Source organism: Pseudomonas sp. F1_0610 (assembly GCF_047470865.1).
Lineage (GTDB): Bacteria > Pseudomonadota > Gammaproteobacteria > Pseudomonadales > Pseudomonadaceae > JAZDRH01.
Window position 1 is genome coordinate 1 of sequence record NZ_JAZDRH010000028.1, and the last position, 22,884, is coordinate 22,884.

Below are 22,884 nucleotides of genomic sequence, written 5' to 3' on the forward strand. Positions count from 1 at the left end.
GAGCTACTTGTGTTGCTGATAAATCTTGCGATCCTCAGTCTTTCTACACAAGCACCCACACGAATTGCTTGATTCAATTTTTAAAGAACTGTGATTAAGACAACTCGTCGTCTCAATCGAGGCTGCGAATGTTACGCTAACCTCTAAATTTGTCAAGCGTTTATTTTTAAATTCTTTTTTAAAAATCCTTTAAAAATCAGCTTGTTACGTTGTCGTTGTAAGCTACCCCGTCAACGTGAGGGCGCATTATAGAGACTTCTGAAAGCTTGTAAAGTGTTTTTTTAAAAAAACTTAAAAAACTTTGTTAGCCTGCTACTCCACACTGTACATGTTGGCTTTCAACCAGCTTCTCATTGGCTTCATCATATAACCAAGCCCGAACTGACCAACCATTAGTGCGTGCCTTTATTCTATACTGCTGATCAGCTAGAAAATCAGCGTAACGAATATGCACTTCACATTTACGCAAACCATCGCCTTGGATGTTTTCTTTTGGGTAAGCTAGAAAAAGCTCTAAAGCATGTTTACCAGGTTGCACCTGAAAATAACGGCCATCTTGTACAGGTTTATTGTCTAGTCGACGTGCTGACATTTGTTGACCCGGTTGTGTTTCAATACCAATCCATGCCATTCCTTTTTGCGGTGCAGGCAGTGGTGCACTGCACGCTGTCGACAATAACCCACTTATTACTATAGCTAGATAGTTGAACTTCATGGTTTACTCTGTTTATTAAGTCCTTGCATTTGTCTTAGATAATTTTACATGCAAACGCACTTAGGAGGTAAATTGCGGTCAATGCTTCTCACTTTTATGATCTATAAGCATGCTGATACCTTTATTGACTACTTCTGAGCCTTCATTACTCAATCAATCTTCTTTATTGCCCTTAATACGGAAACTAGGCATTCCTTTGCGCTCTAGACCGCAACAATTGCTTGATACACTAATTAATGATCGGCCCTATCAAATTCAACTACCCATTACGTTCACACCTTATGCCGGTAGTAAGCCTTGTTCCGCACGTTGTGGTTTTTGCTCAGAGAACTTACGTTTTGCTAATTTTAAAGCAGCTGCTCAATTACCTATGCCTGAAAACTATCATCAGTTATTAGCAAGTGCTTTAACACAGATAATACATATTCCATTGGGGCTATCTCTTTCTGGGCTTGAGTTTAGTGATGATCACAGCTGGGCGATAGCCACCATTCATGAGCTATTACAATGGCAAGCGTTAGGTGGTACCTGGACAGAGAAGGCCTGTTATAGCAATTTAGCCGGATTTGCCGATATAGATAACGCCAAACCTCTTATTTTATCCTTACAACAATTAGGGATAGAGCGTTTTGAAGTTTCTCGGCATCATTACGATTCTGCTATTAATCAGCAGATGATGCGCTTTCGAGCACATGAGGCCATTCAGAGTAATACTGTATTTAGTAATGTATTAGATGTTTTATCTGTGCGCTTTTCTATAACGCTTGTTTGCATTGTGCAGCAGCAAGGCATAAAGAATCTTGACGATGTGTTAGCTTATCTTGATTGGGCAAAATCCTTAGGCATTCACAAAGTTATTTTTCGTGAGTTAAGTACAATCAATAATAATCAGTATCAAAACAACACCACTCTTAAATTTATTAATAGTCAGCGTGTATCCATAGAGCCATTACTGGAGCAAGTGTTTGCACATAGCAAGGCATTAAATTGGCAGCCTATTTCCGTTGAGACGGGTTATTACTATTGGAATATTGCATGGCAAACACCTGATTGTCAGGTCATTTTTGAACGCTCTGATTACGATATTATGCAGCAATCTCATGCTAGCAACCGACTCCATAAGCTGGTGTTTCATGCCAATGGAAATTTAACCGCTGATTGGACGCCTGAACGCTTTGTACTTTTTAGGAGTACAGATGAATAGCTATCTCATACTGGATCAAGAAGACCCAAACTACAAAGTACCTGCTGATATAGTGGCGAATGACGAGCTTAACTGCATTGATGTGGGCTGGATGGAGCAAATGTTACCTTTTATTGATGAGTTTACTCATGAAGGGCAGTCGGTATTAGATCCTTTTGCGGGATTAGGTACTACGCTAGTTGCAGCAACTAAGTTGAACCGCCATGCCATAGGCATTGAGATATCTGCGCAGCGCTGCGACTCTATTCAACAACGTATTAACGATTTACAGCGCAAGCACTTACTCCCACATAATTTGAGCTATCAGCTTATTGCGAAAGATGCGTTATACGCGCTCCAAACTTGGCAGCTAGCCCCTGTCCAGCTGGTTTTATCGAATATTCCTTATTTCTCTATCAATACAACTGATTCATCAAACACACTTCTATACAAACAAGCCAACTACCAAAGCTATTTGGATTACATTGATCAAACCTTTGCAGCGTTACACAAGCAGACCGTTGGTGGCGGTACTATTGTGTGCATGATAGAGAATACTCATAACCTCAAAGGAGAGCTACTTCCCCTAGCTTGGGATATAGCTCAGCGTTTAGCCAAGCACTTTACTTTATTTGATGAGCGCATTTTGTTGTATCCAAAGACTAAGCGCAGAACTACACACTCTTTGCAGACACATCGTCAACATGAATATGTACTTATTGGTAAGAAGTACTTATCTACAGCACAAAAGGAGATAGCTCAACATCTAATTAATAAATTACAAAAGAGCACTTTGTCTTTCTCTGTTATAGGTTCTTTTGCCACAAGCCAGCATATCGGCGATGTAGATTTAGCCATACCTTTAGATGCAAGCAACACACTGGCTATCATTAATTTACTGGCTAAAAGTTTTCCACTTAAGGTTTGGAGCTGGAATGAGCTACTTGATATGAATGCTCCAAAAAACTGGAATAGCTTATTTTCACGCCATTATTTACGCCTTGTTTTAGATTTAGGTAATCATGGGAACTTGCAGATAGATCTAAGTTTTACAAAGGCCTTAATCGAAAACCTTGAGCAAAATTAGTAAAAAAAAATTAAAACTAGAATACATTTCGCAGCTTTTAATAGCGGCATTTTAATTTATCTTGTAAAGTTGCAAACTGGGTATGTAAAGCACATAAACTCAATAACCCAAGTACTAAAGCTACTTTGTTAAAAGGAAAACATCTCATGTCAGATACAAACACTCCAGAACCTGTTCAACAACAAGCTCCAGCTCAACCAGCAGCGCAAAGCATAACAGCTACAAACCAAGAGTCAAAAAACACTAGTTTACTCATTTGGATTGGTACTATCTTTTTTGGTTTTATTCCTAGCTTGATTTTGTACTTAATTAAAAAAGACGATGCTTATGTTCAAGATCAAGCCAAAGAAGCATTAAACTTATCCATTACTATGCTTATTGGTTATTTTATAAGTGTTATTTTAGCTTTCATTGTAATTGGTATAGTGTTCATGCTGATTCTAAGTATTGCTAACTTAGTATTCTGCATCATGGGCGCGGTTAAAACTTCTAAAGGTGAAAGCTTCCGTGTTCCTTTCATTCTACGCCTAATTAAGTAATATCTAAAACGCCGAAGTTTACGTTTAGTGCTTTCCAATATAGGTAAAGAATCTATAAACTTCGGCTTTATCCAGACCTGTCGCTCATTACGCAAAAAACCAATAACATACGCCAATAGCTGCTACAACACCTGCAAACTCAGCTAACAAGGCACAACCTACCGAATGGCGCACTCGCTGAATACCTACCGCTCCAAAATAAACAGCTAATACATAAAATGTGGTTTCGGTGCTGCCTTGAATAGTAGCGGCTACTAACGCTGGAAAACTATCCACGCCATGGCTTTGCATAGTATCTATCATCATAGCTCGTGCTGCACTACCTGAAAATGGTTTCACTAAGGCAGTTGGTAACGCATCAACAAAGGCAGTATCAAGATGGAATAAAGCAACTAAGTAACGAATGCCATCTAGAGCATAATCCAGCGCTCCCGATGCCCGCAAAACACCTACAGCACAGAGCATGGCAACCAAATAGGGCAAAATACCTTTGGCATAATCAAAGCCTTCTTTAGCACCCTCTAAAAAAGTTTCATACACAGGTACTTTCTTTAAAGCACCAAGTAGTAAAAAAACAACAATCACACTAAATAAGGTTAGGTTTCCTAATAAAGAAGACAGACTAGTTAACGCTGTTGCTGATAAGCTGGCCAACAACGCCATAAACAAGCCAAGCAATAAAGCAGCTGGAACTAAGTAGGCTAAAACCACTTTATCGAAAATCCGCAAACGCTGCATAAAAGCAACGCTTAATAAACCAACTAAAGAAGAGGCTGTAGTGGCTAATAATATAGGGAGGAATACTAAGGTTGGGTCGGCCGCCCCTTGCTGTAAACGATACATAAATAACGTAACAGGTAATAAGGTCAAAGAAGAGGCATTCATTACCAAGAATAAAATTTGTGCATTGCTAGCCGTATTTTTATTGGGGTTTAGTTCTTGCAAAGCATGCATAGCTTTAAGCCCAATAGGTGTTGCTGCATTATCTAGACCTAAACCGTTAGCTGCAAAGTTCATGGTAATTAAACCTAATGCTGGATGGCCACGCGGCACTTCTGGCATTAAGCGTGCAAATAAAGGGCCTAATATTTTAGCTAAGAAATTGACTAATCCAGACTTTTCCGCAATACGTAACAAGCCCAACCAAAGGGTTAACGTACCAAATAGCACTATCATAATATCAACTGACAAACGTGCCATTTCAAATAAACTTTTTACAATATCAGCCCATACTTCAGGATTGCCGTTATACCAGCCAATAGCTCCTGCAATAGCCGCAACAACAAAAAAGCCAAGCCACAAAATATTTAACATAACTACCTTTTTAGATACTAGCCTGTGCCGCTAGCAATGCTTCAAGCAATGCTGCCGTCTGTGCATCTGGAATACCACGAAAATTTTGTGGTCGATATTTCATTTGAAATACACTAATAACATTCGTAGTTTCTTCGTCTAATTCACCTGTTAACGGCACTAAATAACCTACCTCTGCTAACTTCTCTTGAAACCACAAAACATTAGGTAAGCTTTTTATATATTTTACTTGATACCGCTCTACTAGCTCTGCGTCAGGCCAAATAATTAAGCCTTCATCAGCTAAACGTTTCCAAGGAAATAAAGGACCCGGATCTTGCTTACGCTGCGGTGCTATTTCATTATGCCCTACAATAGCATTGGGTTTTATATTGTGTTGCTTTACTAAATTTTTTAACAACACTATCAGTTGTTCAATTTGTGGTTCACTCCATGCTTGGTATTGGCGTCCTTTATCTGTTTCAAGATATCCAAAGTTCACCATTTCAATACCTATTGAGCTGGAATTAAGCCAACTACGCCCCTGCCAAAAGCTATTACCTGCGTGCCATGCCCTTTTATTTTCATCAACTAAGCGATAAACCGTTGGCGGATTATCATTAATTAAGTAATGCGCACTCACTTGTTCTTGCGTTAATAAGCGTAATGAGTTTGTAAGGTCCGTGGCAGTATAGTGCAGCACGATAAATTGCGTGCGGCTGTCTTGCCCAACCGAAGAGTAATCATTATTAATGCCTGTAGGTGAGCAGGACGCTAACAAAAAGCACACAACTAAAAAACTAAGATACTTCATAAGACTTCCAAATAAAAATCTGACCCTGTGGCTAGTGTAATGAATGAATTGGTTCAACGCTGTAAAGTGCTACCCATAATACGGTGCTCTAAGCAAACTCACCATAGATAACTATAAATGGCATATTTTATGAACTACTTGACATATTCTTCTTCTAAGAAATGAATTGAATATTAGGACAACGGCTATGAAACCTATGTATCTTCACAAATCGCACTCAATAGTTATTGGTTACGCTCTGTGGGTTTTTGGTTTTACAGGCGCTCATAGGTTTTACTATGGCAAGCCTTTAACAGGAACGCTATGGTTTTTTACCTTAGGGTTGCTTGGTGTTGGCTGGTTGATTGATTTATTCCTAGTTCCGAGCATGGACCGTAGAGCATCGAATACTTTCCAACCTGGTTTATATGACTACAATATTGCTTGGTTGTTACTGGCTTTTTTAGGTATTTTTGGTATTCATCGTTTTTACCAAAAAAAATGGCTTACTGGGCTGCTTTACTTAGTGTCAGGTGGCTTATTTTTAATTGGAATAATTTATGATTACTGGACGCTCAATAGCCAAATAGCAGAGAAAAACCGCTTTTCCTACTATTAGCAACTAAATCCATACCAGTTATCGCGAAAATGCTCACCTGCTTTAATTTTTAAAAATTAACTCTATAAATTAGTTGATAGTGGAGGACGTTGTCACTCATTTAAGCAGGATAAATCTAATGAAAAGCTTATCAACACAACTGATTAACTATGCAGCCTATCATCGTAACCCCAACAATATTTTGACGCACTTTATTGGGATTCCTATGATAGTGCTCTCTGTTGCTATTATCTTGGCCCACCCGTTATTTTATATTGGCCAGCTTGCCATTACCCCCACTTTGGTGCTTGTCATTATCGCCAGTAGTTACTATCTATGCCTTGATTTTAGGTTAGGCTTAGCCATGTGCCTATTTTTGTTTTTTTGTTATTTTCTCAGTAATTACATAGTGCAGCTTTTTGCATTTGCATGGTTAATTGTAGGAGCGGGGCTCTTTATTGTTGGTTGGATTATCCAATTTATTGGGCATTTTTTTGAGGGTAGAAAACCAGCATTTATTGATGACATTATGGGACTTGCCATAGGACCCCTTTTTGTTATGGCTGAGCTGAGTTTTTTACTAAATATGCGTCTCGAGTTAAAACAAGAAATTGAAGCGGCCTTTACAGTAAAAAATAATCATCAATAAGCAGCCCTGTAAAACCAAACAAGGCTGCTGTTTATCTCACTTTTTCTTTACAGGGCGCTGCCAATTTTCAATATTACGTTGGCGGGCGCGGCCTACCGCTAATGCGCCTGCTGGTACATCTCCAGTAATTGTAGATCCTGCCCCTGTGGTTGCACCTGCACCTAGATTAACAGGTGCCACCAATGAGCTGTTTGAGCCAATAAACACATCTTCTGCCATGACTGTTTTGTGTTTATTCGCTCCATCATAATTACAAGTAATAGTGCCTGCGCCAATATTGGTACGTGCACCAATATCGCTATCACCCAAATAAGCTAAGTGCCCTGCTTTAGCACCTTCGCCTAAGCGTGTATTTTTTAACTCAACAAAATTTCCCACATGTGCTTGAGCACCTAAAATAGCGCCTTGACGCAAGCGAGCAAAAGGTCCGCAATCGGCTGCATTACCAACCTCAGCGCCCTCTAAATAACTATTAGCTTTGATAATAGCGCCATTACGCAAAACAGAATCTTTGATATAGCAGTTGGCACCAATGTGCACATTATCTTCAATAAGCACACTGCCTTCTAAAATAACATTCACATCAATAAGTACATCTTTGCCTACAATCACTTCGCCTCGAATATCAAAACGAGCAGGATCACGCAAAGTTACGCCCTGCTTCATTAAAGCTAAAGCTGAGCGGTATTGATAATGACGTTCTAACTCTGAAAGTTGTAAACGATCATTAGCCCCTTGGACTTCTATTGCATCTTGGGCAATTTCCGTTGCCACGGTAAATCCATCAGCTACTGCCATGGCAATAATATCAGTTAGGTAATACTCACCTTGGGCATTGTTATTAGACAGTTTACCCAGCCACTCCACTAAACAGGCACGAGGAACAGCTAAAATACCTGTGTTTCCTTCTTTAATTAAGCGTTGAGCATCATTGGCGTCTTTATGCTCAACAATGGCCTGAACCTTGCCATCACTATCACGCACAATACGCCCATAACCTGTAGGGTCATCTAAGAGCACCGTGAGTAAACCTATCTGTTTAGGCTGTACTTTAGCTAATAAGCCTAACAATGTGTCCTTGGTTATAAGTGGTACATCACCATATAAAATTAGCACCCGTTCCGCTGTTAAATTAGGTAGTGCTTGAGCTACAGCATGCCCAGTTCCAAGTTGTTGTTCTTGCACCGCAAAGCTAATACTTTGATCCGCGAAATGCTCTCGAACCTTTTGCGCGCCATGGCCAATAACAACTTGAATGCTTGTTGGAGTTAGCTGCTGAGCTGTATGCACAACATGCCCCACCATGGAGCGACCTGCAACTGGGTGTAAAACCTTTGGTAATGATGAACGCATGCGCGTTCCTTGCCCCGCCGCAAGAATAATAATATCGAGTGACATACGCGTATTTCCTAATTAACGCTTTGAAAGCGACAGCATATCAAATATATCTAAAACGAAAAAAGGGTAGCCGCAGCTACCCTTTCATCTATCACTGAAGCTCATAATAAATTAACGCTTTCTTTTATCGCGTAATTCATTAACTGTACGAATCTGAGCAGTTGCTTCAGCTAAACGGATCGCGGCTGCTTTGTAATCAAAGTCTGCACTTTGGTTACTCATCGCACGCTCCGCTTCTTGTTTCGCCGCTAAAATAGCAGCTTCGTCTAAATCATTAGCACGAATAGCTGTATCAGCAAGCACTTTTACCAGTGTTGGCTGTACTTCGATGAAACCACCAGAGATATAAAACATCTCTTCGGCACCACCCTCTTTGATCACACGTACAGGACCTGGATCAATGCTTGAAAGTAGCGGCGTGTGGCCCGGCAGGATACCTAAATCACCCATGCTGCCATGAGCAACGACCATCTCTACCTCACCGGAGAACAGCGCTTCTTCTGCGCTTACGATATCGCAGTGTACTGTCTTGGCCATAGTAATCGCCTCGTTTAGGGTAAGACGACCTAGGCCGTCTTACCTTGCATCAATCTAAATTATAGATTTTTTGCTTTTTCGATTGCTTCTTCGATAGAACCAACCATGTAGAACGCTTGTTCTGGTAATTCGTCATATTCACCCGCTAGGATGCCTTTGAACGCACGGATAGTGTCTTTCAAAGGAACGTATTTACCAGGCGCACCAGTGAACACTTCTGCCACGAAGAATGGTTGTGACAAGAAACGTTGGATTTTACGTGCACGTGCTACAAGTTGTTTATCGCTTTCAGACAACTCGTCCATACCAAGAATAGCAATAATATCTTTCAGCTCTTTGTAGCGCTGAAGAACAAATTGTACTTGGCGTGCTGTTTGGTAATGTTCATCACCAATCACTAGCGGATCAAGTTGACGTGAAGTTGAGTCTAGCGGATCAATCGCTGGGTAAATACCAAGCGATGCGATATCACGAGACAATACAACTGTGGCGTCCAAGTGAGCAAAGGTAGTCGCTGGAGACGGGTCAGTTAAGTCGTCCGCAGGTACATATACGGCTTGGATAGAAGTAATAGAGCCTTTCTTGGTAGAAGTAATACGCTCTTGTAGAACACCCATTTCTTCTGCCAGTGTTGGCTGGTAACCTACTGCTGATGGCATACGACCTAGCAGTGCAGATACTTCTGTACCGGCTAGTGTGTAACGGTAAATGTTGTCAATAAACAACAGTACGTCACGGCCTTCGTCACGGAATTTCTCAGCCATGGTCAAACCAGTCAAGGCAACACGTAAACGGTTTCCTGGTGGCTCGTTCATTTGGCCGTATACTAGTGCCACTTTATCTAGTACGTTTGAGTCTTTCATTTCGTGGTAGAAGTCGTTACCTTCACGAGTACGCTCACCTACACCAGCAAACACAGAGAAACCACTGTGCTCAATAGCGATGTTACGGATAAGCTCCATCATGTTTACGGTTTTACCAACACCCGCACCACCGAATAGACCTACTTTACCGCCTTTTGAGAATGGGCAAACAAGGTCAATTACCTTAATACCTGTCTCTAAAAGATCGCTACCACCTGCTTGTTCAGCATAAGATGGCGCTTCACGGTGAATACCCCAACGCTCTTCTTCGCCAATAGGGCCCGCTTCGTCGATTGGGTTACCTAGTACGTCCATGATACGACCTAGGGTTTTAACGCCCACAGGTACAGTGATTGGACCATTAGTGTTAGTAACTTCTAAGCCACGTTTTAAACCACCAGTTGAGCCCATGGCGATAGTACGTACTACGCCATCACCCAACTGTTGTTGCACTTCAAGTACAGTCTCAACGCCCTGAACATTCAGTGCGTCATATACATTCGGTACCTTGTCGCGTGGAAATTCCACGTCGATAACGGCGCCGATGATTTGAACGATACGTCCGCTACTCATATCTGGTTCCTCTGAATATTTGAACCGTTCTAAACCGCGGCAGCGCCGCCGACGATTTCTGAAATTTCTTGCGTAATTGCTGCTTGGCGGGCTTTGTTGTAAACCAGTTGTAGGTTATCAATAAGCTCGCCTGCGTTATCGGTCGCATTTTTCATGGCGATCATTCGCGCAGCTTGCTCACAAGCGTTATTTTCAATCACAGCTTGATACACTTGAGACTCTAAGTACCTTTTAATTAACGCATCCAATAAATGCTGCGCGTCAGGTTCGTAGATGTAATCCCAAGATGCACCTTTGGCTTGTTCTAAATCGTCTGTGGCAGCTAAAGGTACTAACTGATCAATGTTCGGCTTTTGCGTCATTGAGTTAATAAACTTATTAGATACCAAGTACACGCGATCTAGACGACCTTCAACGAAAGACTTCAGCATCACTTTAACGCTACCAACAAGTTGGTTCAGTGATGGCTCTTCGCCAAGGTTGCTAACAGCTGCAACGATATTTCCGCCCAAGCTACGGAAGAAGCTAGCACCTTTGCTACCAATCATACATAGATCAATCTCTACGTCCTGATCGTGCCACTCCGTCATATTTTTAATCAGGGCCTTGAACAGGTTAAAGTTCAGGCCGCCGCAAAGACCACGGTCAGTAGATACTACAATGTAGCCTACACGTTTGACCGGACGATCAACCATGAGAACATGCTTATATTCAGCATTGGCTTGTGCCAAGTGACCAATCACTTGACGGATATGCTGAGCATAAGGGCGACCAGCAGCCATGCGCATTTGTGCTTTGCGCATCTTACTAACCGCAACTTTCTCCATGGCGCTGGTGATCTTTTGCGTGCTTTTGATGCTCGCAATTTTACCGCGAATCTCTTTTGCGCCTGCCATTTCACACCCTATCAGGTTAGCATGCGGGAGTTAAAATAACTCCCGCACTCGACTTACCAGCTCTGAGTAGCCTTGAACTTCTCGATGCCTGCTTTAATGCCAGCGTCGATTTCGTCGTTAAAGTCACCCTTCACGTTGATTTTTGCTACTAATTCAGCGCAATCACGTTTGAAGAATGCCAATAGGCCAGCCTCAAAAGCACCTATTTTTTCTACAGCAACGTCAGCTAAGAAGCCACGTTCTGCTGCGTAAAGTACAATCGCCATATCAGCGACAGACATAGGAGCATATTGCTTTTGCTTCATCAGCTCAGTTACGCGCTGACCATGCTCAAGCTGCTTACGAGTTGCTTCGTCCAGATCAGATGCGAATTGGGCGAATGCTGCCAATTCACGATATTGCGCCAACGCAGTACGGATACCGCCTGACAGTTTTTTGATCACTTTGGTCTGTGCTGCGCCACCTACACGAGATACCGAAATACCAGCGTTAACCGCTGGACGGATACCTGAGTTGAACATAGCAGACTCTAGGAAGATCTGGCCGTCAGTAATAGAAATTACGTTGGTTGGAACGAATGCAGAAACGTCACCGGCTTGGGTTTCAATGATAGGTAATGCAGTTAAAGAACCTGTTTTACCTTTCACTTCACCCTTAGTGAAGTTCTCTACGTAGTCCGCCGATACACGTGCTGCACGCTCCAATAAACGGCTGTGGAGGTAGAACACGTCACCTGGATAAGCTTCACGTCCAGGCGGACGACGTAGTAATAGAGAAATTTGACGATAAGCTACCGCTTGTTTAGATAAGTCATCATAAACAATCAGTGCATCTTCGCCGCGATCACGGAAATACTCGCCCATAGTACAACCAGAGTATGGTGCTAAGTATTGTAGTGCTGCTGATTCAGAAGCACTTGCCACCACAACAATAGTGTTAGCTAGAGCACCGGCTTCTTCTAATTTGCGCACAACGTTAGCAATGGTAGATTGTTTCTGACCAATAGCTACATATACGCAACGAATGCCGCTGTCTTTTTGGTTGATGATGGCATCAACTGCTAATGCTGTTTTACCAATCTGACGGTCGCCAATAATCAACTCACGCTGACCACGACCAACTGGAATCATTGCATCGACAGATTTATAACCTGTTTGAACAGGTTGATCTACCGATTGACGCCAAATCACACCCGGAGCAACCTTTTCAACTGCATCAGTTAATTTTGCTTCGATTGGGCCTTTACCATCAATTGGATTACCTAAAGCATCAACCACACGACCTAGAAGTTCTGGACCTACTGGAACTTCAAGAATGCGGCCAGTGCATTTTGCACTCATGCCTTCGGTTAAACCTAAGTAGCTACCTAAGATTACTGCACCTACAGAGTCACGCTCTAAGTTAAGTGCTAAACCATAAATGCCACCAGGGAATTCAATCATTTCACCGTACATCACGTCTGTTAGGCCGTGGATACGTACGATACCGTCAGACAAGCTAACGATAGTGCCCTCATTACGGGCTTGCGCAGATACATCAAGCTTTGCAATACGTTGCTTGATGATCTCGCTAATTTCGGAAGGATTCAGTTGCTGCATGCCATGTCCCTCAAATCAGGATTTCAACGCTTCGGCTAACTTATCAAGTTTGCCGCGGACCGAGCCGTCAATTACTAAGTCACCGGCGCGAATTACTAAACCACCCAGAAGGGCTTTATTAACACTCGCTTGCGGGATGACGGTGCGATCTAGCCGCTTGGATAGGGCGGCAGCCAATGTTTGGAGTTGCTCTGCACTTAACTCAAAAGCAGACTGCACTTCGACTACTTGTGTACGATCAGCTTCTTCTTTCATTTCAAAGAAAGCTTCGTAAACAGCCGGCAATATTGCCAGACGATCATTTTCGCCGAGTACGTGAAGAAAGTTGACAAAGTCTTTATTGTCAGCTGCTTCACTCAATTGAGCTAGGAGCGCTACTTTTTGCTCGCTGCTTAACTCTGGATTTCCAAGCTGCTCAAGTACTACTGTGTCTTCAACAGCAGATGCTGTTAAAGCCAATAAAGCAGTCCAAGCATCCGCTTGTCCAGCACCAGCAGCAAACTCGTAAGCGGCTTTAGCGTAAGGCCGAGCGAGCGTAATTGTATTGAGCATCGCTAGCCTCGCTTAAAGTTGAGCGGCCAATTTCTCGACCATTTGATTGTGCGCTTGAGCGTCAATTGACGTTTCAAGAATTTTCTCAGCACCTGTAATAGCTAATACAGCTACCTGTGAGCGAAGTTCTTCTTTAGCACGGCTAATTTCAAGATCAATTTCTGTCTTGGCACTAGCAATCAAACGTTCACCTTCAGCACGAGCCTGTTGTTTTGCTTCTTCAACAATTTCGTTTGCTGTCTTGTTCGCTTTTTCGAGAATCTCAGAAGCGGTTTGCTTTGTTTCACGCAACAATTTTTCAGCGTCTGCTTGAGCTTCTTGCAAAGCTTTTTCAGCGCGCCCCGCTGCGTCTAAACCTTCTGTGATTTTTTTCTGGCGAGCTTCCATGGCACCCGTAATTGGAGGCCATACAAACTTCATACAAAACCAGACGAAAATAGCGAACGCAATTAATTGACCGATAATGGTCGCATTCATATTCACTACGCGTCACCTCATGCCATTTCGTTGTTTGTTAAGAAAGGTAAAACGGCAAGCAATGCCTGCCGCTTTAGGATTCTTTAATTAACCCGCAACAACGAAAATTAGGTACATCGCGATACCAACACCAATCATAGGCACAGCATCAAGTAAACCAGCCATGATGAAGGTTTTGGTTTGTAATTGTGGAGCTAACTCAGGTTGACGAGCTGTAGACTCTAACAATTTACCGCCTAGTAAAGCGAAGCCAATACCAGTAGCTAATGCAGCTAGACCGATAATGATGGCAGCAGCGATGATTGCGATTTGCGCGATTTCCATAGGTACTCCTAGAGTTTTTTAAGTGGTTAAGTAAAGCAGTTAGTTATTTCGATTAACGCGCGCTATGCGTCAATGGGTTTCGTGGGCTGCGCTCAGGTAAACGATCGTCAACACCATGAAAATAAAGGCCTGTAATGGGATTACCAAGATATGGAAAATTGCCCAAGGCCCATAAAGCGCCCACTGTGCGTATAACGGCAGTAGCGCAATTAGGATAAACACAACTTCACCAGCGTACATGTTACCAAACAGACGCAACGCAAGGCTTAGTGGTTTAGTTAATAGTCCTAAAATCTCTAAAAACAAGTTAAATGGAATCAGCGCCCAATGAGTAAACGGCGTGAATGAGAGTTCCTTAATGAAACCACCTGCACCTTTAACTTTAAAGCTGTAGAAAATAATCAAGAAGAATACGCCAATAGACAAACCAAAAGTGGCATTTGGGTCTGCTGTTGGTACGTATTTAAAGGCTGGAAGCCCCGCATAGTGAGCAACGGCTGGAATAAAGTCGACAGGGATCCACTTTAAGCTGTTCATCAACAACACCCAAACAAAAATAGTTAGCGCCAATGGTGCGATAACTTTACTTTTGCCATGGAAAGTGTCTTTAACCATGTTCTGTACGAATTCAACGGTTACTTCAACGAAGTTAGCTAAACCAGTTGGTACACCTGCATTAGCACGCTTTGCTACACGACGGAACAAAAACAAAAACACCAAGCCCATCAACAAGGACATTGCCATAGTGTCTACGTTAATTGACCAAAAACCCATTTGCTGAGCTTCTGTAGCATTTTGGGCAAAGCCCCAAGTACCATCAGTCTTCTGACCATAGGTCAGATTCGTTAAGTGATGCTTAATATATTCAACAGGTGTATCAGCCATAAACGCCTCAAGTGCCTAATGCTTAGAAAGCTTTCATCAAAAGAAGTGATGCAGCTGCACTCATTTGTACTGCTACAAACACCGTAAATACCGCTAAGATATCTAACGGTTTCACTCCTATAAACAACACCGCAAAAAACGCTGCTGTAAGAATCATTTTTCCTACTTCGCCCGCCCAAAAAGACTGCAAAATAGAGTGTATTGAACGCGCACCATAATAACGAAAGGCTTTAAAACTAAAAAACGCGTTTGGCACTAAAGCCGTCAGCCCTCCCAATAAGGCTGAATATCCAGCAACAGAACCTCGGGCTAGTAAAAAAACCAACCCTAGCAGACAAACTATTGCCGCTTGAAATAGCAAAACTTTAAATACAGCTAAACGGTAAAAAGGTACTTTGTTTCTACTGGTCATGTAAAAGCACCCAATTTACTTTATTCGTTTAGTGAAGCCAATCATTATACAAGGCTTGAAAAAAATAACTTTGCTATTTTTGCGCGCAAGAGTATAGATAGGGAAAGCGTTGCATTCAACTGCTAGCCAGCGCTTTCCCTAAATTTTTCTAAAAATTTTAGCGGATATGCGCTAAAACACCCTGCAGTTCATCGAGATTGGTGTAATGGATAACCAATTGTCCTTTACCTTTCTCATTATGTTTAATCTGTACATTAGCTCCTAAACGCTCAGCAAGACGCTGTTCTAGGCGTGCTATGTCAGGATCTGGCTTAGCTTTTTCAACAGGGGTTTTAGAGGCTTGCAGTTGCTTTACCAGTGCTTCAGTTTGTCGCACCGTTAGACCTTTAGCTATAATTTCCTGTACTAACTGTAATTGTTGATTTTGCTCTAGGCCTAAAAGAGCTCTAGCATGCCCCATTTCAATATCACCATGAGATAAAAACGTTTTAATTTCCTCAGGTAATTGTAATAGACGTAAAAGATTGGCTACGGCAGGACGTGACTTACCAACCGCATCAGCCACTTCTTGCTGAGTAAGTTCGAATTCTTGCTGTAAACGCTGTAGTGCGACAGCTTCTTCGATTGGGTTTAGGTCTTCACGTTGAATATTTTCGATTAGCGCCATAGCAATGGCTGCTTCATCAGGTACGTCACGTATAATAACAGGCACTTGCTCTAAACCGGCTTGTTGTGCCGCTCGCCAGCGCCGTTCGCCGGCAATAATTTCATACTTGTTGGCAGTGATAGCACGCACAATAATAGGCTGCATAATGCCTTGAGCTTTGATGGATTTCGCTAGTTCTTCTAGCGCTTGCGGGTCCATATCGCGACGAGGCTGGTATTGGCCACGTTGTAATTTAGTAACGGGTAATTCACGTACATGGTCATTTTCAGCTGTTGTTAGCTGTGAGCTATTTTCAGTGGTGGCTTCTTTATTTGCACCTAATTTAGCTCCATCTAATAGCGCATCAAGACCACGTCCTAATCCACGTTTTTTTACAGCCATGTCTTACCCTCAATCCTGTACTGCGGTGGTGCGCTTTTGTGCACGTTGACGTCGTGCTAGCTCTTTAGCTAGCGCTAAATAGGCCTGAGCACCTTTTGAACTTTTATCGTATGCCAAAACAGGCATCCCAAAGCTTGGCGCTTCTGCCAAACGAATATTTCTTGGTATAACAGTATCATAGAGTTCATCAGGAAAGTGTTGTTTTAACTGCTCAGACACATCAACAGTTAAACTCATACGTGGGTCATACATAGTACGCAAAACACCTTCAATTTTTAATTTTGGATTAACAACAGCCGCAATTTGTTGAATGCTGCCTACAAGATCCGTCAACCCCTCTAACGCATAATACTCGCATTGCATTGGAATAATGACAGAATCAGCAGCCGCCAACGCATTTACAGTGAGCATGTTCAGTGAAGGAGGGCAGTCAATCAAGATATAATCGTAATTGTCTTTAATAGGTGCCAAGGCTTTTTCTAAACGCCGTTCTTTATTCTTAACATCCAGTAAAGCAACTTCAGCAGCCGTTAAATCACGATTAGAAGGTAATAATTGATATCCACCATGCTCAGAATATTGCATGGCTTCAGCGACAGTACATTGATCTGTTAGCACATCATAAATAGAGTTTTCTAAGTCATGTTTATCCACAGCGCTGCCTGTAGTAGCGTTTCCCTGTGGATCAAGATCAATTAATAAAACACGTCGTTTTGTTGCCACTAAAGAGGCTGCCAAATTAACGCAGGTGGTTGTTTTACCGACTCCACCTTTTTGATTGGCGATGGCAAAAATTTTTCCCATATGGCTTATTCCTTGTGGCTATGTTGCAAAATAAGTAAATGTCGCTGTCCTTGGCAACCTGGCACTTGGAGCACATGACAGTGTGTTAGCTGGAAATCTTCAGCTACAACTTGCAGTTCATCATCAGGATGTATGCCTTTCATCGCCAGCCATTGTGTATGCTGATCACCTAGGTGGCGTGTCCAGTTCGTAAAGTTATCCAGTGCACTAAAGGCTCTTGAGATAATACCTGTAAATGGCTGCTTAGGTACGTACTCCTCTACGCGTTTGTGGATAACATCAACATTATCCAGACCCAGCTCAAGTTTTACCTGAGTTAAAAAACGCGTTTTTTTACCATTTGAATCTAATAAAGTGACTTTTCGCTGTGGATAGATAATGGCCAGTGGAATGCCAGGCATACCACCGCCACTGCCTACATCGAGCAAATTATCGCCAACTTGCTGTACATGCTTTACTACGCTTAAGCTATCTAACAAATGACGTGACACCATTTCATCGGGATCACGTACAGCTGTTAGGTTGTAGGCTTTATTCCATTTAATCAACAACGCCAAATAAGCTAAAAGCTTATCTTGCTGTGCTTGGCTTAAGCTTAAACCAAGGCTTTTTGCGCCTTGATTTAATTCACTAGCATGCTCGGCTGTGACTGTCATGGTGTTTCCTGCTTTAGCACTGAAATGGAGTTAGCGCGTTTTTTAAGGTGAATCATAAGTAACGAAATAGCCGCTGGTGTAACACCTGGAATGCGTGACGCTTGTCCTAGTGTTTGCGGGCGACCATTAGTTAGTTTGCTTTGAATTTCATTGGATAATCCTGAAATTACCGTGTAATCAATATCTTGTGGGATTTGGGTTTCTTCACTAGCACGTACTTTTTCAATATCTTCAAGCTGACGCTCAATATAACCTGCGTACTTAGTGCGTATCTCAACTTGTTCAGCGGCTTGAGGTTCTTGCAAGCCTTCACCCGTTACTTCAACTAAACCTGCATAATCAACTTCAGGTCGTGCTAGCAGATTAAGTAAGCTGTATTCATGCGCTAGCTCGGTGCCAAAGCGCTGAGCGTAAGCATCGCCCACTGCAGTATTAGGACGAATCCAAGTGGATTTCAGGCGCTGCTCTTCTTGCGCAATAGCTTCACGTTTAGCTTCAAAAACGGCCCAACGTTTATCGTCTACCAAGCCTAATTCACGCCCTTTTTCGGTTAAGCGCATATCGGCATTATCTTCACGCAGAATTAAGCGATATTCAGCACGAGAAGTAAACATACGATAAGGTTCTTGGGTTCCTAAGGTAATAAGGTCGTCAATTAGCACACCAAGGTAAGCTTCATCACGACGAGGATGCCAACTGTCTTTGCCTTGACTGCGTAAGGCGGCGTTAGTTCCTGCTAATAGCCCTTGTACACCCGCCTCTTCATAGCCTGTGGTGCCATTAATTTGGCCAGCAAAGAATAAACCATGAATATGTTTGGTTTCCATTGAGTACTTAAGATCGCGTGGATCAAAGTAATCGTACTCAATGGCATAACCAGGACGCAGAATATGTGCGTTCTCTAAGCCACGCATTGAGCGGACTAATTCTAATTGCACATCAAAAGGTAATGAGGTCGATATTCCGTTTGGATAAAGCTCATGGGTTTTTAAGCCTTCAGGTTCTAAAAAAACTTGATGACTGTTTTTATCTGCAAAACGATGAATTTTATCTTCAATCGATGGACAGTAGCGCGGACCAATACCTTCAATAACACCTGAATACATAGGCGAGCGATCAAGATTTTTACGAATAATCTCATGGGTACGCTCATTGGTATGAGTTATCCAACAGCTAATTTGCTCTGGATGTTCTTCTACCGAACCTAAGTAAGACATGACAGGTAAAGGCGTATCTCCAGGTTGTTCTGTCATTACAGAAAAATCAACAGAACGTGCATCAATACGCGGGGGAGTTCCTGTTTTTAAACGACCAACGCGTAAAGGTAATTCACGTAAGCGTTTAGCTAAAGCAATAGAGGGCGGATCACCTGCGCGTCCGCCTGAATAATTTTGCAGGCCTATATGAATTAAACCACCTAAGAACGTACCTGTTGTAAGTACGACTTGGTCTGCAAAAAAACGTAAACCCATTTGGGTTACTACGCCTTTTACTTGGTCTTGCTCAACAATTAAATCATCTGCTGCTTGTTGAAATAGCCATAAATTTTCTTGGTTTTCTAAAATTTCACGTACCGCTGCTTTGTACAAAATACGATCAGCTTGGGCGCGAGTAGCTCTTACAGCTGGGCCTTTACGGCTGTTTAAAATTCTAAATTGTATGCCGCCACGGTCTGTAGCGTGCGCCATTGCACCACCTAACGCATCAATTTCTTTGACTAAATGGCTTTTGCCTATACCGCCAATGGCAGGGTTACAGCTCATTTGCCCTAGGGTTTCTATGTTATGCGTTAACAAAAGTGTCTTGACGCCCATACGTGCTGCTGCTAAGGCAGCTTCAGTACCGGCATGGCCACCGCCGATGACAATGACATCAAAACGAGAAGGGAAATCCACCACGCACCTCGCGTTTATTGGTTTGGAAATTCAAATTAGGAAAGGGTCAATAGTATAGAGATTTTGCCTTCAAGTAAGAAGTACTGATTAAAAAAACAGATAAACGCAAATACGAAGCTGGCTAGCAAAAAATAAAAATAAAGGTATATATATTTAAAGATATTTATTATTAATGTTTTTATACAGCTAGTTTTCTGTTGATAACCAAACAAAACTCAATAAATTCAATACGATAGGTAAAAATAAAGTCTGTTATCTACAGCCAGTAAGCGTCCTTAACAAGCTGAGATAGCTTGTGTATAACTAAGATAGTTGTACACAGGCTAGTTTATCCTTGGATTTATACCTAGCTTGTGGACAAGCCTAAACCAAGGTTTTCAACAGGCCAAAATGAATAACTTTTTTTTAAAAAAAATTAAAAACCCCAAGAATACAGCTAATTCTTGGGGTCTAGGCTGTGTTTTAAATAAGTTTTAAGCTAGCAGCAACATTTCGAGCTGTGATTTCTAGGTTGATTGCTGCTGCTTCTAACGCTTGTTCCAAGCTAACAACACCTGGAGTAATTGAGAAAATAGCATCCATATAGGGGTACAGTAGGTCAATATCAGTACTTAGGCTACCAGCAAAAGCAATTACAGCTTTATTTGATGTTTTAGCTAACTTAGCAACGCCCATAGGTGTTTTTCCATAGAGCGTTTGTGCATCAATACGGCCTTCCCCTGTAATAACTAAATCGGCATCCGCTAAATGCTTTGCTAATTGGGTATGCTCAATGACTATTTGTATACCTGGTTGTAAACTGGCTTTAAGTAAGGCTAAGGCGGCAAAGCCCATTCCCCCTGCGGCGCCAGCTCCTGCTGTATTTTTATGATCTGCAAAATGATGTTGCTGGGTTATTTGTGCAAAGTGAGACAAAGCATGATCAAGCTGTTGTACTTGCTCTGCCGTTGCTCCTTTTTGTGGGCCAAATATTGCAGAGGCACCACGCTCACCACATAAGGGATTATCCACATCACAAGCTACTGCAATTTGGCATTTGGCTAAAGCGGGGTGCACTGTATCTTGTTGTATGTGCGCTAGTTGTTGTAGTGCTAACCCACCTAAGGCAAGGCTTTGATGCTGCCCGTCTAATAATTGAAAGCCTAAGGCTTGTAACATACCAGCACCGGCATCGTTTGTGGCGCTCCCCCCTAAGCCTAAAATAATATGCTGAGCACCTTGCTCTAAGGCGTGAACTATTAATTGGCCTGTGCCAAAACTAGTGGTGTAGTAAGGGTTACGTTCTGCTCTAGGGACATGATGTAGCCCGGAAGCACTAGCCATTTCAATAATAGCCAGCTGTTTATTGGCAACCCAACCATAAAAAGCCTTTACTGGATTATTAAGTGGGCCCTGTACTTCAAGCTCTATTAGCTCTCCATCTAAAGCATCCACTAAGGATTGCACCGTTCCTTCTCCCCCATCTGCCATAGGCACTTTTACATATTCAGCTTTAGGAAAGACAGCTTTAAAGCCTTGTTCAATAGCTTGTGCTACTTCTAGTGCGGTTAAGCTTTCTTTGAAAGAATCTGGTGCAATCACTATTTTCATAGCCAACCTATAACAGGATTAATGTCAGGATATAGACTACAACCATTGCCACTAAGCCTTGCATTAATGTGGCCATAGTTTGTGCGCGGTATGCTTGAGGTACGCTCATTTTACTAAACTGAGTCACTACCCAGAAGAAGCTATCATTGGCATGAGATACAGCCATTGAACCAGCACCAATGGCCATCACCACAAGAACCCGCCCCATTTCACTGTCTAAACCAAGATCGCCTAAAATAGGTAGCATTAACGTTGAAGTAGTAATTAAGGCAACAGTGGATGAGCCCTGTGCTGTTTTTAGAGCAGCAGCCACAATGAAAGGTACGAAAATACCTATGCCAAGGGTGGATAATCCTTTACCTATATAAGCGCCTACTTCTGTCATTTTAATGACTTCACCAAATGCACCACCTGCCCCAGTAATTAACAAAATAGGTGCAGCTGCCAAAATACCTTGGGTAATGTAGCTGTTGAAATCATCTAAGCGCTTGCCCGGTTTTAATAAGGTTAATGCACAAAATAACCCCAGCAATAAAGCATTAACAGGCTGACCTAAAAAGCTAATCACTTTAAAAGCAATGGTTGTTTTGTCGCCAAAAGGAAGGCTAGGAAAACCTGCTACTGAGCCTAAGCAAATCAGTATGATGGGAACTAAAATAGGCGCAAATGCTTGAAAACTACTCGGCAACTTACCATAGCTAGCCTTTAAGGTTTCAAAGTCGGTTGTTTGTTGTAGTTCTTCCGCCCCTTCGCCGTCTGGCTCCTCGTTTATAAAGCGGCGAGACCAAAGATAACCAGCCACAGTGGCGCATAAAGCAATCCCTAAACCAAAAATAATAACAAGCCCTAAATTTTCTAACTTGAGATTACCAGCAGCAGCAATAGGGCCTGGTGTTGGTGGTACTAGGTTATGTGTAGCAAATAAACCTGTAGCTAAGGCGACACTCATAGCTACGCCTGATACTTTTAGGCGATTCGCTAATGACTGTTTCAGGGAATTCAAAATGATATAGCCTGAATCGCAAAAAACAGGGATAGAAACAATGTAACCCACAATTGACATGGTTAATGTAGGAAAGCGTTTACCCAATAGTTTGATAACAGTTTCAGCCATAGTAATAGCTGCCCCTGTTTTTTCTAAAATGACACCAATTAAAGTACCAAATAGAATGACTAAACCAATATTTTTTAGCGTGTTACCAAAACCAGCATTAATATGTGAGATAACATCAAGTAAAGGGATTGGGCTTAAAAAGCCTAAAAAAAACGCTGCAAAAATAAGGGTGATAAATGGGTGTAACTTAAAATATGATGTTGCCACGACAATGAAGAATATGACGAACAACAGACTGAGGACTAGTAACATAATAGTCTCCTAAAATGGGCAGTTAGCTAATTGATACGCTGATCTATTTTTTTTGCAATGGCAATAGTGCTGAACGTTGAGTTAGGTTATTTTTTACACCAAGCTGTATTAAATTACACATTTTATAAACTAAACCATCCTGCTTTTAGTCTA

The 22,884-nt window shown here is 42.0% G+C and carries 23 protein-coding genes and 1 pseudogene; 5 read left to right on the top strand and 19 right to left on the bottom strand.

Features of this window, described 5'->3' with window-relative positions; all coding sequences use genetic code 11:
* Positions 1-304 precede the first annotated feature (304 nt).
* Positions 305-715 carry a hypothetical protein gene (locus VQ643_RS13290; RefSeq protein ID WP_414200300.1) on the bottom strand — a complete coding sequence of 137 codons (411 nt, stop codon included), beginning with the start codon at positions 713-715 and terminating at the stop codon, positions 305-307.
* A gap of 109 nt (positions 716-824) precedes the next feature.
* Between VQ643_RS13290 and VQ643_RS13295 the strand changes: the two genes are divergently transcribed.
* The 3 genes from VQ643_RS13295 to VQ643_RS13305 all read left to right on the top strand — a co-directional run bounded on the left by VQ643_RS13295 (position 825) and on the right by VQ643_RS13305 (position 3,524).
* Entirely contained in the window at positions 825-1,919 is a 1,095-nt protein-coding gene (locus VQ643_RS13295; RefSeq protein WP_414200301.1) for a hypothetical protein, read from the top strand.
* A complete protein-coding gene (locus tag VQ643_RS13300; protein WP_414200302.1) occupies positions 1,912-2,985 on the top strand; it encodes a DNA methyltransferase in 1,074 nt (357 codons plus the stop codon). Before VQ643_RS13295 ends, VQ643_RS13300 begins: the two co-directional genes overlap by 8 nt.
* A 146-nt stretch (positions 2,986-3,131) precedes the next feature.
* Positions 3,132-3,524: a DUF4870 domain-containing protein gene (locus VQ643_RS13305; protein ID WP_414200303.1), complete on the top strand. Its 393-nt coding sequence runs from the start codon at positions 3,132-3,134 to the stop codon at positions 3,522-3,524.
* A gap of 87 nt (positions 3,525-3,611) precedes the next feature.
* Here VQ643_RS13305 and VQ643_RS13310 read toward each other — a convergent pair whose 3' ends face one another.
* Together VQ643_RS13310 and VQ643_RS13315 are read right to left on the bottom strand one after the other, a co-directional pair.
* Entirely contained in the window at positions 3,612-4,838 is a 1,227-nt protein-coding gene (locus tag VQ643_RS13310; protein WP_414200304.1) for a nucleoside recognition domain-containing protein, read from the bottom strand.
* A gap of 10 nt (positions 4,839-4,848) precedes the next feature.
* The gene (locus VQ643_RS13315; RefSeq protein ID WP_414200305.1) at positions 4,849-5,631 is read right to left on the bottom strand and encodes an N-acetylmuramoyl-L-alanine amidase; all 783 of its coding nucleotides are present in this window, start codon (positions 5,629-5,631) and stop codon (positions 4,849-4,851) included.
* A 187-nt stretch (positions 5,632-5,818) separates the two neighbouring features.
* Between VQ643_RS13315 and VQ643_RS13320 the strand changes: the two genes are divergently transcribed.
* Positions 5,819-6,229, top strand: a complete 411-nt coding sequence (locus tag VQ643_RS13320) for an NINE protein (protein WP_414200306.1) — start codon at positions 5,819-5,821, stop codon at positions 6,227-6,229.
* Between the two features lie 118 nt (positions 6,230-6,347).
* The gene (locus tag VQ643_RS13325) at positions 6,348-6,857 is read left to right on the top strand and encodes a DUF962 domain-containing protein (protein ID WP_414200307.1); all 510 of its coding nucleotides are present in this window, start codon (positions 6,348-6,350) and stop codon (positions 6,855-6,857) included.
* Between the two features lie 36 nt (positions 6,858-6,893).
* On the opposite strand, the gene glmU is transcribed toward VQ643_RS13325, so the two are convergent.
* The 16 genes and pseudogenes from glmU to VQ643_RS13405 form a co-directional block, all read right to left on the bottom strand.
* Positions 6,894-8,255, bottom strand: coding sequence for a bifunctional UDP-N-acetylglucosamine diphosphorylase/glucosamine-1-phosphate N-acetyltransferase GlmU (gene glmU / locus VQ643_RS13330; protein ID WP_414200308.1), 1,362 nt, complete (start codon positions 8,253-8,255; stop codon positions 6,894-6,896).
* Positions 8,256-8,366: 111 nt separating this feature from the next.
* Complete coding sequence (locus tag VQ643_RS13335) at positions 8,367-8,792, bottom strand: F0F1 ATP synthase subunit epsilon (RefSeq protein ID WP_414200309.1); 426 nt, start codon at positions 8,790-8,792, stop codon at positions 8,367-8,369.
* 59 nt (positions 8,793-8,851) lie between these two features.
* Positions 8,852-10,228, bottom strand: a complete 1,377-nt coding sequence (gene atpD, locus VQ643_RS13340) for a F0F1 ATP synthase subunit beta (protein WP_414200310.1) — start codon at positions 10,226-10,228, stop codon at positions 8,852-8,854.
* Positions 10,229-10,257: 29 nt separating this feature from the next.
* Positions 10,258-11,124, bottom strand: a complete 867-nt coding sequence (gene atpG, locus VQ643_RS13345) for a F0F1 ATP synthase subunit gamma (protein ID WP_414200312.1) — start codon at positions 11,122-11,124, stop codon at positions 10,258-10,260.
* A 53-nt stretch (positions 11,125-11,177) separates the two neighbouring features.
* Positions 11,178-12,722 (bottom strand): F0F1 ATP synthase subunit alpha, encoded by a 1,545-nt coding sequence (gene atpA / locus VQ643_RS13350; protein ID WP_414200313.1) that lies wholly within the window; start codon positions 12,720-12,722, stop codon positions 11,178-11,180.
* Between the two features lie 15 nt (positions 12,723-12,737).
* Complete coding sequence (locus VQ643_RS13355) at positions 12,738-13,274, bottom strand: F0F1 ATP synthase subunit delta (protein ID WP_414200314.1); 537 nt, start codon at positions 13,272-13,274, stop codon at positions 12,738-12,740.
* Positions 13,275-13,286: 12 nt separating this feature from the next.
* The gene (locus tag VQ643_RS13360; RefSeq protein WP_414200315.1) at positions 13,287-13,757 is read right to left on the bottom strand and encodes a F0F1 ATP synthase subunit B; all 471 of its coding nucleotides are present in this window, start codon (positions 13,755-13,757) and stop codon (positions 13,287-13,289) included.
* 81 nt (positions 13,758-13,838) lie between these two features.
* Positions 13,839-14,075 carry a F0F1 ATP synthase subunit C gene (gene atpE, locus VQ643_RS13365; protein WP_414200316.1) on the bottom strand — a complete coding sequence of 79 codons (237 nt, stop codon included), beginning with the start codon at positions 14,073-14,075 and terminating at the stop codon, positions 13,839-13,841.
* A gap of 69 nt (positions 14,076-14,144) precedes the next feature.
* Positions 14,145-14,960 carry a F0F1 ATP synthase subunit A gene (gene atpB, locus VQ643_RS13370; protein WP_414200317.1) on the bottom strand — a complete coding sequence of 272 codons (816 nt, stop codon included), beginning with the start codon at positions 14,958-14,960 and terminating at the stop codon, positions 14,145-14,147.
* A 22-nt stretch (positions 14,961-14,982) separates the two neighbouring features.
* Positions 14,983-15,372 carry an ATP synthase subunit I gene (locus VQ643_RS13375; protein ID WP_414200318.1) on the bottom strand — a complete coding sequence of 130 codons (390 nt, stop codon included), beginning with the start codon at positions 15,370-15,372 and terminating at the stop codon, positions 14,983-14,985.
* A 157-nt stretch (positions 15,373-15,529) separates the two neighbouring features.
* Positions 15,530-16,285 (bottom strand): annotated as a pseudogene (locus VQ643_RS13380) (ParB/RepB/Spo0J family partition protein); the annotation flags it as partial.
* 144 nt (positions 16,286-16,429) lie between these two features.
* The gene (locus tag VQ643_RS13385; RefSeq protein WP_414200320.1) at positions 16,430-17,224 is read right to left on the bottom strand and encodes a ParA family protein; all 795 of its coding nucleotides are present in this window, start codon (positions 17,222-17,224) and stop codon (positions 16,430-16,432) included.
* A gap of 5 nt (positions 17,225-17,229) precedes the next feature.
* Positions 17,230-17,880, bottom strand: coding sequence for a 16S rRNA (guanine(527)-N(7))-methyltransferase RsmG (gene rsmG / locus VQ643_RS13390; protein ID WP_414200321.1), 651 nt, complete (start codon positions 17,878-17,880; stop codon positions 17,230-17,232).
* The gene (gene mnmG / locus VQ643_RS13395) at positions 17,877-19,775 is read right to left on the bottom strand and encodes a tRNA uridine-5-carboxymethylaminomethyl(34) synthesis enzyme MnmG (protein ID WP_414200322.1); all 1,899 of its coding nucleotides are present in this window, start codon (positions 19,773-19,775) and stop codon (positions 17,877-17,879) included. The genes rsmG and mnmG overlap by 4 nt, the downstream gene beginning before the upstream one ends.
* A 462-nt stretch (positions 19,776-20,237) precedes the next feature.
* Positions 20,238-21,365 carry a glycerate kinase gene (locus VQ643_RS13400; RefSeq protein WP_414200323.1) on the bottom strand — a complete coding sequence of 376 codons (1,128 nt, stop codon included), beginning with the start codon at positions 21,363-21,365 and terminating at the stop codon, positions 20,238-20,240.
* A gap of 7 nt (positions 21,366-21,372) precedes the next feature.
* Entirely contained in the window at positions 21,373-22,731 is a 1,359-nt protein-coding gene (locus tag VQ643_RS13405) for a GntP family permease (RefSeq protein ID WP_414200324.1), read from the bottom strand.
* Positions 22,732-22,884 lie beyond the last annotated feature (153 nt).

Coding starts and splice junctions, on each gene's coding strand:
- atpE (WP_414200316.1), bottom strand. CDS start 14,075: ATGGAAATCGCGCAAATCGCAATCATCGCTGCTGCCATCATTATCGGT.
- VQ643_RS13385 (WP_414200320.1), bottom strand. CDS start 17,224: ATGGGAAAAATTTTTGCCATCGCCAATCAAAAAGGTGGAGTCGGTAAA.
- atpB (WP_414200317.1), bottom strand. CDS start 14,960: ATGGCTGATACACCTGTTGAATATATTAAGCATCACTTAACGAATCTG.
- VQ643_RS13405 (WP_414200324.1), bottom strand. CDS start 22,731: ATGTTACTAGTCCTCAGTCTGTTGTTCGTCATATTCTTCATTGTCGTG.
- VQ643_RS13320 (WP_414200306.1), top strand. CDS start 5,819: ATGAAACCTATGTATCTTCACAAATCGCACTCAATAGTTATTGGTTAC.
- VQ643_RS13375 (WP_414200318.1), bottom strand. CDS start 15,372: ATGACCAGTAGAAACAAAGTACCTTTTTACCGTTTAGCTGTATTTAAA.
- VQ643_RS13310 (WP_414200304.1), bottom strand. CDS start 4,838: ATGTTAAATATTTTGTGGCTTGGCTTTTTTGTTGTTGCGGCTATTGCA.
- atpG (WP_414200312.1), bottom strand. CDS start 11,124: ATGGCAGGCGCAAAAGAGATTCGCGGTAAAATTGCGAGCATCAAAAGC.
- VQ643_RS13325 (WP_414200307.1), top strand. CDS start 6,348: ATGAAAAGCTTATCAACACAACTGATTAACTATGCAGCCTATCATCGT.
- VQ643_RS13355 (WP_414200314.1), bottom strand. CDS start 13,274: ATGCTCAATACAATTACGCTCGCTCGGCCTTACGCTAAAGCCGCTTAC.
- VQ643_RS13290 (WP_414200300.1), bottom strand. CDS start 715: ATGAAGTTCAACTATCTAGCTATAGTAATAAGTGGGTTATTGTCGACA.
- VQ643_RS13295 (WP_414200301.1), top strand. CDS start 825: ATGCTGATACCTTTATTGACTACTTCTGAGCCTTCATTACTCAATCAA.
- glmU (WP_414200308.1), bottom strand. CDS start 8,255: ATGTCACTCGATATTATTATTCTTGCGGCGGGGCAAGGAACGCGCATG.
- VQ643_RS13315 (WP_414200305.1), bottom strand. CDS start 5,631: ATGAAGTATCTTAGTTTTTTAGTTGTGTGCTTTTTGTTAGCGTCCTGC.
- VQ643_RS13335 (WP_414200309.1), bottom strand. CDS start 8,792: ATGGCCAAGACAGTACACTGCGATATCGTAAGCGCAGAAGAAGCGCTG.
- rsmG (WP_414200321.1), bottom strand. CDS start 17,880: ATGACAGTCACAGCCGAGCATGCTAGTGAATTAAATCAAGGCGCAAAA.
- VQ643_RS13305 (WP_414200303.1), top strand. CDS start 3,132: ATGTCAGATACAAACACTCCAGAACCTGTTCAACAACAAGCTCCAGCT.
- VQ643_RS13400 (WP_414200323.1), bottom strand. CDS start 21,365: ATGAAAATAGTGATTGCACCAGATTCTTTCAAAGAAAGCTTAACCGCA.
- atpA (WP_414200313.1), bottom strand. CDS start 12,722: ATGCAGCAACTGAATCCTTCCGAAATTAGCGAGATCATCAAGCAACGT.
- atpD (WP_414200310.1), bottom strand. CDS start 10,228: ATGAGTAGCGGACGTATCGTTCAAATCATCGGCGCCGTTATCGACGTG.
- VQ643_RS13300 (WP_414200302.1), top strand. CDS start 1,912: ATGAATAGCTATCTCATACTGGATCAAGAAGACCCAAACTACAAAGTA.